This window comes from Acetobacter sp. P5B1 (assembly GCF_018811985.1).
Classification (GTDB): Bacteria; Pseudomonadota; Alphaproteobacteria; order Acetobacterales; family Acetobacteraceae; genus Acetobacter; species Acetobacter cerevisiae.
The window spans coordinates 76,449-90,293 of sequence record NZ_JACRVS010000001.1 but is presented as its reverse complement, the minus strand read 5'-3'; the positions used below and the strand labels follow the sequence as shown (position 1 = coordinate 90,293).

21 protein-coding genes are annotated in these 13,845 nt (G+C 56.4%); all 21 read left to right on the top strand.

Annotated features, from left to right (window positions below):
* Positions 1–13 precede the first annotated feature (13 nt).
* Complete coding sequence (rpsQ, locus tag KP703_RS00400) at positions 14–286, top strand: 30S ribosomal protein S17 (protein WP_043552251.1); 273 nt, start codon at positions 14–16, stop codon at positions 284–286.
* A gap of 18 nt (positions 287–304) precedes the next feature.
* Entirely contained in the window at positions 305–673 is a 369-nt protein-coding gene (gene rplN / locus KP703_RS00395) for a 50S ribosomal protein L14 (protein WP_006557767.1), read from the top strand.
* Positions 674–994: a 50S ribosomal protein L24 gene (gene rplX, locus KP703_RS00390; protein ID WP_043552253.1), complete on the top strand. Its 321-nt coding sequence runs from the start codon at positions 674–676 to the stop codon at positions 992–994.
* A 10-nt stretch (positions 995–1,004) separates the two neighbouring features.
* Entirely contained in the window at positions 1,005–1,574 is a 570-nt protein-coding gene (rplE, locus tag KP703_RS00385; RefSeq protein ID WP_061509091.1) for a 50S ribosomal protein L5, read from the top strand.
* Between the two features lie 83 nt (positions 1,575–1,657).
* Positions 1,658–1,963, top strand: coding sequence for a 30S ribosomal protein S14 (rpsN, locus tag KP703_RS00380; RefSeq protein WP_025826462.1), 306 nt, complete (start codon positions 1,658–1,660; stop codon positions 1,961–1,963).
* Between the two features lie 9 nt (positions 1,964–1,972).
* Positions 1,973–2,371 carry a 30S ribosomal protein S8 gene (gene rpsH, locus KP703_RS00375; RefSeq protein ID WP_025826465.1) on the top strand — a complete coding sequence of 133 codons (399 nt, stop codon included), beginning with the start codon at positions 1,973–1,975 and terminating at the stop codon, positions 2,369–2,371.
* 10 nt (positions 2,372–2,381) lie between these two features.
* The gene (gene rplF, locus KP703_RS00370) at positions 2,382–2,915 is read left to right on the top strand and encodes a 50S ribosomal protein L6 (RefSeq protein ID WP_061509092.1); all 534 of its coding nucleotides are present in this window, start codon (positions 2,382–2,384) and stop codon (positions 2,913–2,915) included.
* Positions 2,915–3,277 (top strand): 50S ribosomal protein L18, encoded by a 363-nt coding sequence (gene rplR, locus KP703_RS00365; RefSeq protein WP_043552261.1) that lies wholly within the window; start codon positions 2,915–2,917, stop codon positions 3,275–3,277. Before rplF ends, rplR begins: the two co-directional genes overlap by 1 nt.
* Positions 3,278–3,292: 15 nt before the next feature.
* Complete coding sequence (gene rpsE / locus KP703_RS00360; protein WP_061490106.1) at positions 3,293–3,871, top strand: 30S ribosomal protein S5; 579 nt, start codon at positions 3,293–3,295, stop codon at positions 3,869–3,871.
* Positions 3,864–4,049: a 50S ribosomal protein L30 gene (rpmD, locus tag KP703_RS00355; RefSeq protein ID WP_043552264.1), complete on the top strand. Its 186-nt coding sequence runs from the start codon at positions 3,864–3,866 to the stop codon at positions 4,047–4,049. Before rpsE ends, rpmD begins: the two co-directional genes overlap by 8 nt.
* Position 4,050: 1 nt before the next feature.
* On the top strand, positions 4,051–4,542 hold the full coding sequence (gene rplO, locus KP703_RS00350; protein WP_061509093.1) for a 50S ribosomal protein L15: 492 nt from the start codon (positions 4,051–4,053) through the stop codon (positions 4,540–4,542).
* Between the two features lie 136 nt (positions 4,543–4,678).
* The gene (gene secY, locus KP703_RS00345) at positions 4,679–6,037 is read left to right on the top strand and encodes a preprotein translocase subunit SecY (protein ID WP_061509094.1); all 1,359 of its coding nucleotides are present in this window, start codon (positions 4,679–4,681) and stop codon (positions 6,035–6,037) included.
* Positions 6,034–6,684: an adenylate kinase gene (locus tag KP703_RS00340; RefSeq protein ID WP_215753457.1), complete on the top strand. Its 651-nt coding sequence runs from the start codon at positions 6,034–6,036 to the stop codon at positions 6,682–6,684. Before secY ends, KP703_RS00340 begins: the two co-directional genes overlap by 4 nt.
* A gap of 138 nt (positions 6,685–6,822) precedes the next feature.
* Positions 6,823–7,200, top strand: a complete 378-nt coding sequence (gene rpsM / locus KP703_RS00335; protein WP_025826479.1) for a 30S ribosomal protein S13 — start codon at positions 6,823–6,825, stop codon at positions 7,198–7,200.
* Between the two features lie 67 nt (positions 7,201–7,267).
* Positions 7,268–7,660 (top strand): 30S ribosomal protein S11, encoded by a 393-nt coding sequence (gene rpsK / locus KP703_RS00330; protein WP_006557780.1) that lies wholly within the window; start codon positions 7,268–7,270, stop codon positions 7,658–7,660.
* A gap of 112 nt (positions 7,661–7,772) precedes the next feature.
* On the top strand, positions 7,773–8,792 hold the full coding sequence (locus tag KP703_RS00325; protein WP_043552272.1) for a DNA-directed RNA polymerase subunit alpha: 1,020 nt from the start codon (positions 7,773–7,775) through the stop codon (positions 8,790–8,792).
* Between the two features lie 30 nt (positions 8,793–8,822).
* On the top strand, positions 8,823–9,248 hold the full coding sequence (gene rplQ, locus KP703_RS00320) for a 50S ribosomal protein L17 (RefSeq protein WP_043552274.1): 426 nt from the start codon (positions 8,823–8,825) through the stop codon (positions 9,246–9,248).
* Between the two features lie 317 nt (positions 9,249–9,565).
* Entirely contained in the window at positions 9,566–10,894 is a 1,329-nt protein-coding gene (locus tag KP703_RS00315; protein WP_061509096.1) for an MFS transporter, read from the top strand.
* 316 nt (positions 10,895–11,210) lie between these two features.
* Positions 11,211–12,251, top strand: a complete 1,041-nt coding sequence (locus KP703_RS00310) for an ABC transporter substrate-binding protein (RefSeq protein WP_215753456.1) — start codon at positions 11,211–11,213, stop codon at positions 12,249–12,251.
* Between the two features lie 107 nt (positions 12,252–12,358).
* A complete protein-coding gene (locus KP703_RS00305; RefSeq protein WP_233420016.1) occupies positions 12,359–13,012 on the top strand; it encodes an ABC transporter permease in 654 nt (217 codons plus the stop codon).
* A complete protein-coding gene (locus tag KP703_RS00300; RefSeq protein ID WP_062272555.1) occupies positions 13,009–13,821 on the top strand; it encodes an ABC transporter ATP-binding protein in 813 nt (270 codons plus the stop codon). Before KP703_RS00305 ends, KP703_RS00300 begins: the two co-directional genes overlap by 4 nt.
* Positions 13,822–13,845: the final 24 nt, after the last annotated feature.

Here is a 13,845-nt window from a genome sequence, read left to right as displayed (position 1 = left end):
AGGGAGTTGGACGATGCCAAGGCGCGTCCTTACCGGACGTGTGACCAGCGACAAGATGGACAAGACCGTAACGGTTCTTGTCGATCGTCGCGTCATGCATCCGCTGTATAAGAAGTTCATCCGTCGCTCTAAGAAATATGCAGCGCATGATGAAGAGAATGTCTGCAAAGTGGGCGATACCGTGCGCATCATCGAATGCACACCGATTTCCCGGCGCAAGACGTGGGCCGTGGTGGCACGCAACGGTGAGGTTGTTGATGCGTCCTCCGCTGGCGTGTCGGCGTAAGGTAAGGATATCTAGATCATGATCCATCCCGAGACCAACCTCGACGTGGCCGACAATTCTGGTGCGCGTCAGGTGCAGTGCATCAAGGTGCTGGGCGGTTCCAAACGGAAATCCGCCTCGGTCGGCGACGTGATCGTCGTGTCTGTCAAGGAAGCCATCCCCCGCGGGAAGGTGAAAAAAGGCGACGTACACCAAGCTGTTATCGTGCGTACCTCTTATCCGGTTCGTCGCCCCGACGGGAGCGCCATCCGTTTCGATAAGAATGCTGCTGTGCTGATTAACAAGCAGCAGGAGCCGATCGGCACCCGTATCTTCGGCCCGGTTGTTCGTGAACTGCGTGCGCGCAAGTTCATGAAAATTATCTCTCTGGCGCCGGAGGTTCTATAAATGGCTGCTCGCATTAAAAAAGGCGATACGGTTGTTGTCATCAGCGGTTCCTCCAAAGGGACCCAGGGTGAAGTTCTTTCCGTCCGTCCGGCTGAAAATCGTGCGATTGTGCGTGGCGTTGCAATGATCAAGCGCCACCAGAAAGCAACGCGCATGGGTGAAGAAGGTGGCATCATCACGCGTGAAGCCCCCATTCATCTGTCAAATCTGAAACTGATCGATCCGGCCTCCAAGAAGCCGACCCGTGTTGGGTTCCGCGTTCTTGAAGACGGACGGAAAGTTCGTGTTGCGAAAGCAACCGGCGAAGTGATTGAAGGCTGAGGGGGCGAGAATGAGTGAGTCTAAGGGCGTTCGTTCCGTTCCTCGTATGCAGGAACGTTATGAAGCCGAACTGCGCGCCAAGCTGCGTGAGCAGTTCGGTTACAAAAACATCATGCAGGTTCCTCGGCTGGAAAAAATTGTCCTGAATATGGGCGTAGGTGAAGCTGCGGGCGACCAGAAGAAACTGGACGCTGCTGTTGCTGAAATGACGCTGATTGCAGGTCAGAAGCCGGTCAAGACTGTTGCTAAAAAAGCAATCGCGGGCTTTAAGATCCGTGAAGGTCTGCCGATTGGTTGTAAAGTTACGCTGCGTCGTGCGCAGATGTATGAATTCCTTGACCGTCTGGTCACGATCGCAATGCCCCGCATTCGCGATTTCCGTGGTCTGCCGGCAAACAAGGGATTTGACGGACGCGGTAACTTTGCTCTCGGTCTGAAAGAGCAGCTCGTTTTCCCGGAAATCGACTACGATAAAGTGGACGAAGTTCGTGGGATGGACGTGGTGTTCGTGACCAGTGCAAAGACGGATGCGGAAGCTAAGGCGCTTCTTAAAGCATTCGATCTGCCCTTTGCTGCCTGAGTGAAATAGGTTATCTGTCACCAGGTGTTGTTGTCTTGGAAAACCGTCGAAGGTTTTCGAAGGGTTCCGGAGGATAAAAATATATGGCTAAGACTTCTGCCATCACGCGTAATGCCAAGCGGACACGCATGGCTGCGCGGGACAAGGAAAAGCGTGCGGCGCTGAAAAACATCGTCATGGACCGCTCGCTTCCTGTAGAAGATCGGTTTGATGCGTCTTTAAAGCTGGCTGAACTGCCGCGGAATGGTTCACGTGTTCGCGTGCGTCTCCGTTGCAAACTTACGGGGCGCTCTCGCGGTAACTACCGCAAGTTTGAGCTGTGCCGTATCGCACTGCGTGATCTGGCTTCAAACGGGCAGATCCCGGGCCTGGTCAAAGCTAGCTGGTAAGGGCGCACAATGTCACTTTCTGATCCGCTGGGTGATATGCTCACCCGTATTCGTAACGCACAGCGTGCACGTCACGTGTCCTGTGTGTCGCCGGCTTCCAAGCTGCGTTCGAATGTTCTCGATGCCCTGCAGCGTGAAGGCTACATCCGTGGCTATTCACACGAAGAGATTCGCAAAGGCATCACTCAGCTCCATATCGAGCTGAAGTATTCCGAAGGCGAGCCGGTTATTAAGGAAATTCATCGCGTGTCCCGCCCGGGTCGCCGTGTGTATTCCAAGATTAAAGAATTGCCGCGTGTGCGTGCTGGTCTCGGGGTTTCGATCCTGTCCACACCGCGTGGTGTTCTGTCTGATGTCGAGGCTCGCGCTGCCAATGTTGGCGGCGAAGTCCTCTGTCGCGTGTTCTGAGGAGGGATAAATGTCACGTGTAGGCAAATATCCCGTTGATGTTCCCGCCGGGGTGACTGTCTCGATTGCAGACGGTGTGTTCAAGGCGAAAGGGAAGCTGGGCGAACTCGCGTTGCCGCTTTCCTCTCACATTGAGGCGGAAATTTCAGACGGGAAAGTCGCGGTGCGTCCGGTTGGGACAGCAGCGCAGGCTCGTATGATGTGGGGTACAACCCGCGCACTGATTGCAACAGCAATCAAAGGCGTATCTGAAGGGTTCTCAAAAGCTCTTGAGATTAACGGTACTGGTTACCGTGCTGCAGTGCAGGGTTCTAATCTTGTGATGAACCTGGGCTATTCTCACGACGTGGTTTATCCGATCCCGCAGGGTATCAAGATCTCCACGCCGCGTCCGACAGCTATTCTTGTCGAAGGTATCGACAAGCAGCGTGTTGGTCAGGTTGCTCTTGATATTCGCAGTTTTCGTAAACCTGAGCCCTACAAAGGCAAGGGTGTGCGTTATGAGACGGAAACCATTCGTCGCAAGGAAGGCAAGAAGAAATAATGAGCACTCAGCAGGAACTGCGGAACCGTCGGCGTGCTCGCCTGCGTTTTCAGCTCCGTCGCAAGGCTGGTGGTCGTCCGCGTCTGTCGGTCTTCCGGTCTGGCAAGAACATCTATGCACAGGTCATTGACGATGTGCGTGGCTGCACCCTTGCTGCCGCTTCCAGCCTGGATAAAGAACTTCGTCCGTCTCTGAAGAGCGGTGCTAACAAGGATAGCGCTGGCGCTGTCGGTAAACTTGTTGCGCAGCGTGCTGTGGCTGCAGGCGTCTCCCAGGTTGTTTTCGACAGGGGGTCGTATCTTTATCATGGGCGGGTGAAAGCCCTGGCGGAGGCTGCCCGTGAGGGCGGTCTCTCCTTCTGAGGAAAGGATCACGTAATGGCTCGTGAACCAAGAGAAGGCGGTCGAGGCGGCCGTGATCGTGAACGCGAAGGTGATGAACTGGTTGATAAGCTGGTAACCATCAACCGCGTTGCTAAGGTTGTTAAGGGTGGTCGGCGTTTTGCCTTCGCTGCTCTGGTTGTCGTTGGCGACCAGAAAGGCCGCGTTGGGTATGGTGCTGGTAAGGCCCGTGAAGTGCCGGAAGCCATCCGTAAGGCTACGGAACGTGCTAAACGTGGCATGATCCGCGTGCCGATGAAGGAAGGCCGTACGCTGCATCACGATGTGGCTGGTCACTTCGGTGCTGGTAAAGTGATCCTGCGCTCTGCTGAAGCAGGGACGGGGATCATCGCTGGCGGCCCGATGCGCGCTGTCTTCGAAAGCCTGGGCATCAATGATGTGGTTGCTAAGTCCCTCGGGACCCGTAACCCGCATAACATGGTGAAGGCGACGTTCTCGGCGCTGGAACGGTGTGCAAGCCCTCGTTCTGTCGCCAACCGTCGTGGTAAGAAGGTTGCTGAAATCTTCGGTAAGCGCGACCAGGCTGCTTCGGCTGTGGAGGCTGCAGATGTCTGAGGCGAAAACCTTTAAAGTCACCCAGATTGCGTCCGGCAACGGTCGCAAGCCTGGTCAGAAAGAGACCCTTGTGGGTCTCGGCCTGAACAAGATCGGTCGTGAGCGGGTGTTGGAAGACACCCCCTCAACCCGCGGTATGGTCCGTAAGGTGGCCCACCTTGTGAAGGTGGAGGATTGATATGAATCTGAACGAACTGCGTGATAACGAAGGCTCTCGTTATCGCAAAAAGCGTCTCGGTCGTGGTATCGGTTCTGGTAAAGGCAAGACCTCCGGTAGAGGTGTGAAGGGGCAGAAAGCACGTGAAGGCGTGTCCCTGAACGGCTTCGAAGGTGGTCAGCTGCCGATCTACCGTCGTCTGCCGAAACGTGGCTTCAAGAACATCTTCCGCAAGGTTTATGCTCCGATTAACCTCGGTGCGATTGAAAAAGCCTTTGCAGAAGGCAAGCTTGAAGCTGGCGCGGCTGTGACGGAAGAAACGCTGAAGAATGCTGGTCTGATCGGCACGGGCAAATATGCCGGTGTGCGCATTCTGGCTGAAGGCGAACTGACCCGCGCTGTCACGTTCGAAGTGTCTGGTGCTTCTGCTTCTGCAGTGGCGGCTATTGAGAAAGCTGGCGGGTCCATCAAGGTCCTGGTAGCTCCCAAGGCTGCTGAAGCCAGCGCATCCTGATGCTTTGGCCAGAAGGGCAGTTTCGTACTGTTCTTCTGGTCGATGCCTCTCCAGATGTGGTCTGGGTTAACTCTTAGACTATCATGACAGCGTCCCGCGTTACGTGGTGGCGCTGTTTGTGTGAAAGGACGGATGCATGGCTTCCGCGGCCGAACAGTTGGCTGCCAACTTTAATGTGGGCTCCTTTGCCAAGGCAACCGAACTCAAAAAGCGGATTTGGTTCACTCTTGGTGCGCTGATCATTTACCGTCTTGGTACTTACATTCCGGTTCCGGGTGTGGATGCCACGGTTATGGGGCAGTTGCTGGCCCAGCATCAGGGTGGCATTCTGGGCATGTTCAACATGTTCACCGGTGGTGCGCTTGGGCGTATGACCGTCTTTGCCCTGAATATCATGCCCTACATCTCTGCCTCGATTATCGTGCAGCTGATGTCTACGGCTGTTCCTTCTCTGGAAGCCTTGAAAAAAGAGGGTGAACAGGGGCGGAAAAAGCTTAATCAGTACACCCGCTATCTCACTGTGTTTATTGCTTTGTTTCAAGCTTACGGCATTGCTGTCGGTCTTGAAAACATGCACAGCGCGGCTGGATCTGCGGTTGTTAATCCCGGTGCGTTCTTTCTGGTTTCCTGCGTGATTACCCTGGTGGGTGGCACCATGTTCCTGATGTGGCTGGGTGAACAGATTACCTCCCGCGGTGTTGGGAACGGGATCTCACTGATTATCTTTGCCGGTATTGTGGCAAACCTGCCGCATGCGATGGCAAGCTTGTTCCAGCTTGGCTATACGGGCGCGCTTTCACCCTTTTTTGTGTTGGTGTTTCTTGTTCTGGCTGCGGTGACCATCACGTTCATCGTCTTCATGGAGCAGGCACAGCGACGCGTTGTGATCCAGTACCCCAAGCGTCAGATGGGGCAGAGGATGTTTGGGGGGGATACCACCCATATGCCTCTCAAAGTGAATACAGCGGGCGTAATCCCGCCGATTTTCGCATCATCTGTGCTGCTGATCCCTGTAACGATTTCTGGCTTCATGAACGGCAAATCCATGCCGGGATGGCTTTCGTTTCTGGGTGAAGAACTGGGGCAGGGGCAGCCGCTCTATATGTTGTTCTATGCAGCAATGATCGTGTTCTTCTCGTATTTCTATGCGGCGGTCACGTTCAATCCGGCTGAGACGGCAGATAACCTGCGCAAGCAGGGGGGCTTTATTCCCGGGATTCGTCCCGGTGCTGCGACGGCAACCTACTTTGATAAGATTCTGACGCGCCTGACGACGATTGGCGCTGCCTACATGGTTCTTGTGTGTCTGCTGCCGCAGATTCTGATCAGCCGTTACAACGTGCCGTTCTACTTTGGTGGCACCAGTCTGATCATTATCGTGTCAGTCACGATTGATACCGTGACGCAGGTGCAGTCGCATCTTGTTGCGCACCAGTATCAGGGGCTTATGCGGCGCTCCCGTGGAGGCAAGAAGCAGAGGATTATCAGACGATGAACGTTATTTTTCTGGGACCTCCCGGTGCCGGGAAGGGGACGCAGTCCAAGCGGCTGGAAGAGCAATACGGTCTTGTGCAGATCTCAACGGGGGACATGCTGCGTGCAGAAGTTGCCCAGGGGTCTGAGATCGGGAAGCAGGCGAAATCACTCATGGATGCCGGGCGACTGGTGCCTGATGAGCTGATTATTGCCATGCTGCACTCCCGGATTGCGCAGCCTGATTGTGCAAAAGGATTCATCCTGGATGGATTCCCGCGCACGCTCGGGCAGGCGGATGCTCTGGATAAGATGCTGTCTGCCGAAAATAAAAAAATAGATGTGGTTCTGTTTCTGGATGTTGATGAAGACATTCTGGCAGACCGAATCTCCGGCCGCTTTACGTGCAGCAAATGTGGCGCGACGTACAATGAAGTCTCCAAGCCTCCCCAGAAGGAAGGCGAGTGTGATGTGTGCGGAAGCCATGAGTTCAAGCGTCGGGCGGACGACAAGCGTGAAACGGTTGTGGAGCGCCTGAAGGAGTATCGGAATCTTACGGCTCCGATTCTTCCTTTTTACGAAAAAACCGGACGGCTTTATAAAATTAATGGAATGCTTCCGACCGCTCAGGTCACGGCAGACATTGAAGCTGTCATGGCTGGGAAGTGACAGCTCACGAAAAAGTGATCTGTTTTCGTTGACTTGTGCGGGTGGCCGGTATATTTCGCGGCCACTGATTGAAATCATGCATCCATGTGGATGCCAGTAGTGTTCGACCAGCGAGTTGGACCGACAGGAGTGTAAAGCGTGGCACGTATTGCCGGCGTGAATGTCCCGACGAACAAACGGGTTGTTATCGGGCTTCAGTATATTTACGGAATTGGCGCAACCAAAGCGGCTCAGATCTGCGAGAAAGTCGGCATTGCCGATGCAAAGCGCGTGAACGAGCTGAGCGATGACGAAATCGCAAAGCTGCGTGAAGTGATCGACACCGACTATCGCGTTGAAGGTGATCTGCGTCGTGAAGTCGCAATGAACATCAAGCGTCTGATGGATCTGGGTTGCTATCGCGGTCTTCGTCACCGTCGCGGTCTGCCGGTGCATGGTCAGAGAACCCACACCAATGCCCGTACGCGTAAGGGTAAGGCTGTGGCTATCGCTGGTAAGAAGAAAGCCACGCGTTAATCTGATTTGTTGAGGATCTCCGGACGGCTTTTGCGGGCTTCTGGGCAGGGACTGAGGTAGGAAAACAATGGCGAAAGCCGCTACACCGCGTATTCGTAAAAAAGAGCGCAAGAACATTATTTCTGGCGTGGCACATGTTCTGTCCACGTTTAACAACACCATGATCACCATCTCTGATGCCCAGGGGAATGCAATTTCCTGGTCTTCCGCTGGTGCTCAGGGCTTCAAAGGCTCCCGTAAGTCTACGCCGTATGCGGCGCAGGTTGCTGCTGAAGATGCAGGCCGCAAGGCCCGTGAACACGGCATGGAAACGCTGGAAATCGAAGTCTCCGGTCCTGGGTCAGGGCGTGAGAGCGCTCTGCGTGCTCTGCAGGCAGTCGGTTTTTCCATCACCTCTATCCGTGACATGACCCCGGTGCCGCACAACGGTTGCCGCCCGCGTAAGCGTCGTCGCGTCTAAGCATTGAGGCTGTGCGGCTACCTTACGGTAGCCGCCGTCTTTTCGCTGTTCTGTTAATTTTCTGAGAAATCGCTGCATCAGCAGTGTTTTTTCATATTGAAAGGCCGGTACCTTGGTCCTTCAGAAAAACTGGCAATCTCTGATCAAGCCCGAAAAGCTTGAAGTCGAATCCGGTGTGGAACCGACACGTATTGCGACAGTTGTGGCAGAACCGCTTGAGCGCGGTTTTGGTATGACTCTGGGTAACGCCCTGCGTCGTGTGCTGTTGTCTTCCCTGCAGGGGGCTGCTGTTACGGCCGTGCAGATTGACGGCGTCCTGCATGAGTTCTCTTCCGTTGCTGGCGTGCGCGAAGATGTGACGGACATTGTCCTGAACATCAAACAGCTTGCACTGCGTATGCATGGTGAAGGGCCGAAGCGCATGGTGCTGACGGCGACTGGCCCCGGTGAAGTGCGTGCCGGCCAGATCCAGACCGGGCATGACATTGAAGTCATGAATCCTGACCTGGTGCTCTGCACGCTGGATGACGGCGTGAAGCTGGGCATGGAATTCGTGGTGAACATGGGCAAGGGCTATGTCCCTGCTGCTGCAAACCGTCCGGAAGATGCGCCGATCGGTCTTATTCCGATTGATGCCATCTATTCTCCGGTTAAGCGCGTGTCTTACAAAGTGGAGCCGACCCGCGTTGGGCAGGTTACCGACTTTGATAAGCTGCTGCTGACGGTGGAAACCAACGGCGCCATCACGCCGGAAGATGCTGTTGCTCTTGCTGCCCGAATCCTTCAGGATCAGCTGCAGCTGTTCATCAACTTTGACGAGCCGCGTCCGGTTCAGGCTGAAGAGCCGCAGGATGACCTGCCCTTCAACCGTAACCTGCTGCGCAAGGTGGATGAGCTTGAACTGTCTGTTCGTAGCGCAAACTGCCTGAAGAACGACAACATCATCTATATCGGGGACCTGGTCCAGAAGAGCGAGCAGGAAATGCTGCGCACTCCGAACTTCGGGCGTAAGTCTCTGAACGAGATCAAGGAAGTCCTGACCTCCATGGGGCTTTCTCTGGGTATGAATGTGCCGGCCTGGCCGCCGGAAAATATTGAAGATCTGGCAAAGCGGCTTGATGAGCCGTTCTAAGTCCATATCTTACTGACTAGGAACTGAACTATGCGTCACCGGATGGCCGGCAGAAAGCTCGGCGTAACCTCTTCTCACCGCGCGGCAATGTTTCGCAACATGGCCGTTGCTCTCATCAAACACGAGCAGATCACGACCACTCTGCCCAAGGCGAAGGAACTGCGTCCCGTCGTCGAAAAGCTGATCACGCTGGGCAAACGTGGTGATCTGCACGCACGTCGTCAGGCATATGCCATGCTGCGTGACGAAGTGATCGTGAAGAAACTGTTCTCTGCGATTGCTGAACGCTACAAAGGCCGCACCGGTGGGTATTCCCGCGTGATGCGCGCTGGCATGCGTTATGGCGATGCCGCCGACATGGCTGTGATCGAACTGGTCGACCGCGATGTCAGCGCGAAGGGCCAGGACAGCGGCCCCCGTCCGGAAGTGACGGAATCGCACGATCTGGCAGCCTGAGGCTTTCAGAGTTTGATTTGGGAGGCCGGCTTCTTCATGCCGGTCTCTTCTGCCACTCTGGCAGAGGCGCCCACACATGGTGGGCGTTTTTATCAGCCCGGATGTTGAGTTTTTCTCCGTCCAAGCGGCTGTATGGGTGAGATCTCACGATCTGTCTATTTCGTCTGAAGTCTGACGGATACCCAACCAAAAATCGTTTTTTTCGGTTCTTTGCGAGCACTCCCGCAAGGTCCCGTAAGGTGATGCGCCCAAAGCCCCCGCAATGAGGCGAGGTGTCTTTATTTCGTGCCGTCACCGCATGTCAGGAGAGCATGTAGATGCAGACAGCAACACAGCAGGAAAAACCACACTTAATAGACAGGATGGGCATACCACGTCCCTTACTCTGGGGCTTTGTCGGGCTTTTGCTATTCATGATCGGGGACGGGGTTGAAGCCGGGTATCTGGCACCGTACCTGGAAGGGCAGGGGCAGTCCTCCACACGCGTTGCACTGCTGTTTACCATTTACGGTGTTGCTGTTTCCATTTCATCTTGGCTTTCCGGCCCGCTATCTGACCTGTGGGGCCCCAAGAAGGTCATGTGGGCCGGCCTGTGGATCTGGGGCATTTTTGAAGTCCTGTTCCTGCTGCTGGGCCTCCAGCCGAACAACTATCAGATGATGATGGTGGCCTATACGGCCCGTGGTCTGGGCTATCCGCTGTTTGCCTATGGCTTTCTGGTGTGGATTGCTGCGGCAACGCCGGCCCGTCAGCTTGGCTCTGCGGCTGGCTGGTTCTGGTTTGCCTTCTCGGGTGGTCTGCCCACGCTTGGTTCTCTGTTTGCCAGCTTTGCCATTCCGCGCATTGGGGAAATGGGCACGTTCTGGTCTTCTCTGATCCTGGTTATGGCTGGTGGCCTTGTGGCTCTGCTGTTCACACGCGAACCGCGTGGCATGCAGCGCCTTAGCCCGCCGGACGTGACGCTGAAGCAGGCCATGTTTGGCTCTATCAGCATCATCTGGAGAGAGCCGAAGACGCTGGTTGCTGGCATTGTCCGCACCATCAACACGTCCTCTGAATATGCCTTTCTGGTCATCATGCCGGGCGTGTTTACCAAGCTGGTCGGGTTCTCTCTGGAGCAGTGGCTGCAACTGCTGTCCATCGTGTTCCTGAGCAACATCATCTTCAACCTGCTTTCCGGGATGATGGCCGATAAGCTGGGCCCGCGGACGGTTGTGGCTGTTGGTGGCGGTCTTGGTGCGGCGATCTCTGTTCCGCTGTTCTATTATGTGCCGCTGTCCTTCACGCATAACTTCCCCATCGCTGCGGCTATGGGTGTGCTGTATGGCGCGTCTCTGGCATCCTTCGTGCCGCTGTCTGGCCTGATGCCGCAGGTTTGCCCGCGTGAAAAAGCCGCAGCTCTGTCCATTCTGGGTCTTGGTGCTGGTGCCAGCACGTGGGTTGGCCCGGCGATTGTGACCTGGTTTGAAGGTTGGCGCGGTGTTGAAGGCGTGATCTGGATCTTCAGTGGTCTGTATGTCGTCTCTGCGCTGCTGACGCTGATGATCACGGTTTCTCCGGAAGCGCGTGCGCAGATCCGCAAGGACGAGCTGAGCGAAGCACAGGCCGATCGTGAAGCTGCGATGCATGCCGTCGGTAACCAGTAAAAACCGGGAGGCAAACGCCTCTTTGGTCTGAAGACGTCTGGTTTATGAAAAACCGTGCCGCTTCCGGTTTCAGGGTGACCTGAAAGGAGGGGGCGCGGTTTTTTGCTGTTGGGCGGTGGCGGTATGGTGGCAGGAGCCTGCTGTGGTGGGGCAACCCCATCGCGGGTGCTCCTGTTTTTTTGTCAGGGTCTCAGATTACCCAGAAGCTATGGCGAAACGGAATAATCCCCATTTCCGATTGTAGCATTGACAGAGAGTCGTATTTTCTCACTATTACGTTTAGGTATTAAACGCTTTTTCTCAGCGTGGTGATGAAATGAAACGGCTCTTTTCCCGATTAATGGTTTTAGGCGCGTTGACGCTCTCCGTGCTGAGTGGCGTGGCGCAGGCCGGCACGCCGGTAAGAATTGGCTACATCCCGGTTTTGGGATCGTCCGCACTGTTTGTGCTGGATGGCGAAGGCTGGGCGAAGGACGCCGGGCTGGACCTCAACCTGGTGCGCTTTACCTCTGGCCCGCAGGCTATTCAGGCTCTGGTGTCCGGCCGGATTGACGCCTATGTGGCCGGTGTTCTGCCGCTGTTGCAGGCACGGGCGCATGGGGCCGACGTGAAGGTGGTGACGGCTGCCTCTGTCGAAGAGCTGGAAGTGGTATCTCGCGGCGCGCTGAGCGCTCTGCTGCCTGAAGGAACAGAAGGCGGTCTTTCTCCTAATGCTCTGAAAGGCATCCTTGATAAATTCAGGCAGGAGCAGTCTCGCCTGCCGCGCATTGCCGCTCAGCCGTCTGGCTCTGTGCCGGATAGCCTGCTGCGGTTCTGGCTGCAGAAGCGCGAGGGGATTAACCCTGTCACATCATCCGTGAACATTATCGGCGTGGATATTGATGCCGCTCAGCAGGCCTTTCTGGCCGGGGCGGTGGATGCTGCCGTGCTGAGGGAACCGGCTCTGACGGTTGTGCGCAGCCGCCTTAAGGATGTCAGAACGCTGGCTAGCGGGCATGACCTGCTGCCGGACCAGCCCGGTTCTGTGCTGGCCATTGTCAAACCGGATGCGCCGGACCGTCAGGCATGGGCCAAAGTGCTGGGCGGCCTGTTTGTGCGGGCGACAACGCTGCTGTCTACGCACCCGGATGAGGCTGCGCCGTTTGTGACCAAAGCGCTGGGTGGCGGCATTCTGAGCGAAGACGTTCTGAAAAAAGCTCTGGAAGGGTCGTCCTCCCGTTTTGTGAGTGACCCGACCCGCATTATCGAAGGCGTGCGGCAGGTGCAGGATTTTGAGGTTGAGCAGGGGCTTCTGCGTAAGGCGCAGCCGGTTGAAGAGCTGTTTGATCTGGACCTGTGGCGGCAGCTGAAACCGTGAAGGCTGCTCTTTCCCGACGGCAGCGCGTTGCGCTGTCGGGCCTTGGTCTGGTTGTGTTTTTTGGAGGCTGGGAAGCGGCAGTCCGCACCGGCCTTCTGCCGTCCAGCATGGTGCCTGCGCCGAGTTCCCTGTGGCAGGCCTGGCTGGATGAAGTGCATGGCGGGTTCTGGCAACAGGCTATTCTGGATAGCCTGAGCCATTATGCGCTGGGGCTGTTGTTCGGGTCCGTGCTGGGCGCGTTGATCGGGCTGCTGTGCGGTATGGTGCCGGTGCTGGATGCGTTTCTGGCTGGCATTGTGCATCTGTTACGCCCGGTGCCGGGGCTGGCATGGGTTCCGTTCGCCATCCTGTGGTTTGGGCTAAACACATCCGGGGCGACCTTTGTCATCGCCATTTCCGTCTTCTGGATCAATTTCTATGCGGCCTATGCAGCGGTGCGGAGTGTGGACCCGGAACTGTATGAACTGGCCTCAGCCTTCGGGCATGGCAGCTTTTTGGGGCGTCTGTTCAAGGTTGTGCTGCCGGCGTCTGCCCCCGGGGTGATGGCCGGGCTCAGAACCGGGCTGGGGCAGGGCTGGATGTCCGTTGTCGCGGCGGAGCTGTTCGGTGTGCCAGGTATTGGCGCGCGGATGATGCAGGCCTCCAGCCTTCTGGCGACCGATGTGGTTGTGGTTTATATGCTGACCATGGCTCTTCTCTATGCGGTAACGGATTTTCTGTTCGGGTTTGTGCGTCTGCGTGTGTTGCGGTGGCAGGCATGAGTGATGCGACGCCGCTGGCGCGGCTGGATGATGTCGGGCTCTCGCATGATGGCGGGGAGACCTTCATTCTGCGCCATGTCAGCCTGAATTTGCACAAAGGTGAGTTTGTCGCCCTGTTGGGACCGTCCGGTGTGGGGAAATCCACGCTGCTGCGGGTCCTGATGGGGCTGAGTAAGCCGTCAGAAGGTACGGTGACAGGCCCACAGGATGATGCTGGCGCGGCAGAAGGGCGTTCTGCGGGTAAGCGTCGGGCTCAGGCGCTGGTCTTTCAGGATGCGCGGCTGATGCCCTGGCGCTCGGTGCTGCGGAATGTTGCCTTTGGTCTGGAAGGACTGGGGCTGGACCGGCAGGAAAAGCGGGAGCGCGCTCTGGACGCTTTGCGGCTGGTCGGGCTGGAAGAGGCGGCAGACCGTTGGCCCAAGCGGCTCTCTGGCGGCCAGCGTCAGCGTGTTGGCGTGGCGCGGGCTTTGACCGTGGACCCGGACCTGCTGCTGATGGACGAGCCCTTTGGGGCACTGGACCCCATTACACGTAACAGCCTGCAGGATGAACTGCTGCGGATCTGGCAGCAGACTCACAAGACGGTGCTGTTTGTTACCCATGATATTGAGGAAGCCCTGAAGCTGGCGACCCGTATTGTCGTGCTCTCCGGCTCACCCGCAGGGATTACCGGAGAGCTGACAATTGGGGCTGAGCAGAAGACGCCGGACTCTCCGGCCTTCCGAATGTATGCAGCCCGGCTGCGCGCCATGATTGCCGGAGAACCCGACCCCGGTGGCGCTCCTTACTGGCGTTCTGCTGAAATTTAATTTTTTTCTAAGAAAGTGCCGTCA

What these genes read in the sequence shown, in the direction of transcription:
- rpsN (WP_025826462.1), top strand. Translation starts at nt 1,658, where the DNA reads ATGGCTAAGACTTCTGCCATCACGCGTAATGCCAAGCGGACACGCATG.
- rplQ (WP_043552274.1), top strand. Translation starts at nt 8,823, where the DNA reads ATGCGTCACCGGATGGCCGGCAGAAAGCTCGGCGTAACCTCTTCTCAC.
- rplX (WP_043552253.1), top strand. Translation starts at nt 674, where the DNA reads ATGGCTGCTCGCATTAAAAAAGGCGATACGGTTGTTGTCATCAGCGGT.
- rplE (WP_061509091.1), top strand. Translation starts at nt 1,005, where the DNA reads ATGAGTGAGTCTAAGGGCGTTCGTTCCGTTCCTCGTATGCAGGAACGT.
- rplR (WP_043552261.1), top strand. Translation starts at nt 2,915, where the DNA reads ATGAGCACTCAGCAGGAACTGCGGAACCGTCGGCGTGCTCGCCTGCGT.
- KP703_RS00305 (WP_233420016.1), top strand. Translation starts at nt 12,359, where the DNA reads ATGGTGCCTGCGCCGAGTTCCCTGTGGCAGGCCTGGCTGGATGAAGTG.
- rpsH (WP_025826465.1), top strand. Translation starts at nt 1,973, where the DNA reads ATGTCACTTTCTGATCCGCTGGGTGATATGCTCACCCGTATTCGTAAC.
- rplO (WP_061509093.1), top strand. Translation starts at nt 4,051, where the DNA reads ATGAATCTGAACGAACTGCGTGATAACGAAGGCTCTCGTTATCGCAAA.
- KP703_RS00300 (WP_062272555.1), top strand. Translation starts at nt 13,009, where the DNA reads ATGAGTGATGCGACGCCGCTGGCGCGGCTGGATGATGTCGGGCTCTCG.
- rplF (WP_061509092.1), top strand. Translation starts at nt 2,382, where the DNA reads ATGTCACGTGTAGGCAAATATCCCGTTGATGTTCCCGCCGGGGTGACT.
- KP703_RS00340 (WP_215753457.1), top strand. Translation starts at nt 6,034, where the DNA reads ATGAACGTTATTTTTCTGGGACCTCCCGGTGCCGGGAAGGGGACGCAG.
- rpsQ (WP_043552251.1), top strand. Translation starts at nt 14, where the DNA reads ATGCCAAGGCGCGTCCTTACCGGACGTGTGACCAGCGACAAGATGGAC.
- rplN (WP_006557767.1), top strand. Translation starts at nt 305, where the DNA reads ATGATCCATCCCGAGACCAACCTCGACGTGGCCGACAATTCTGGTGCG.
- KP703_RS00310 (WP_215753456.1), top strand. Translation starts at nt 11,211, where the DNA reads ATGAAACGGCTCTTTTCCCGATTAATGGTTTTAGGCGCGTTGACGCTC.
- rpsE (WP_061490106.1), top strand. Translation starts at nt 3,293, where the DNA reads ATGGCTCGTGAACCAAGAGAAGGCGGTCGAGGCGGCCGTGATCGTGAA.
- secY (WP_061509094.1), top strand. Translation starts at nt 4,679, where the DNA reads ATGGCTTCCGCGGCCGAACAGTTGGCTGCCAACTTTAATGTGGGCTCC.
- rpmD (WP_043552264.1), top strand. Translation starts at nt 3,864, where the DNA reads ATGTCTGAGGCGAAAACCTTTAAAGTCACCCAGATTGCGTCCGGCAAC.
- rpsK (WP_006557780.1), top strand. Translation starts at nt 7,268, where the DNA reads ATGGCGAAAGCCGCTACACCGCGTATTCGTAAAAAAGAGCGCAAGAAC.
- KP703_RS00315 (WP_061509096.1), top strand. Translation starts at nt 9,566, where the DNA reads ATGCAGACAGCAACACAGCAGGAAAAACCACACTTAATAGACAGGATG.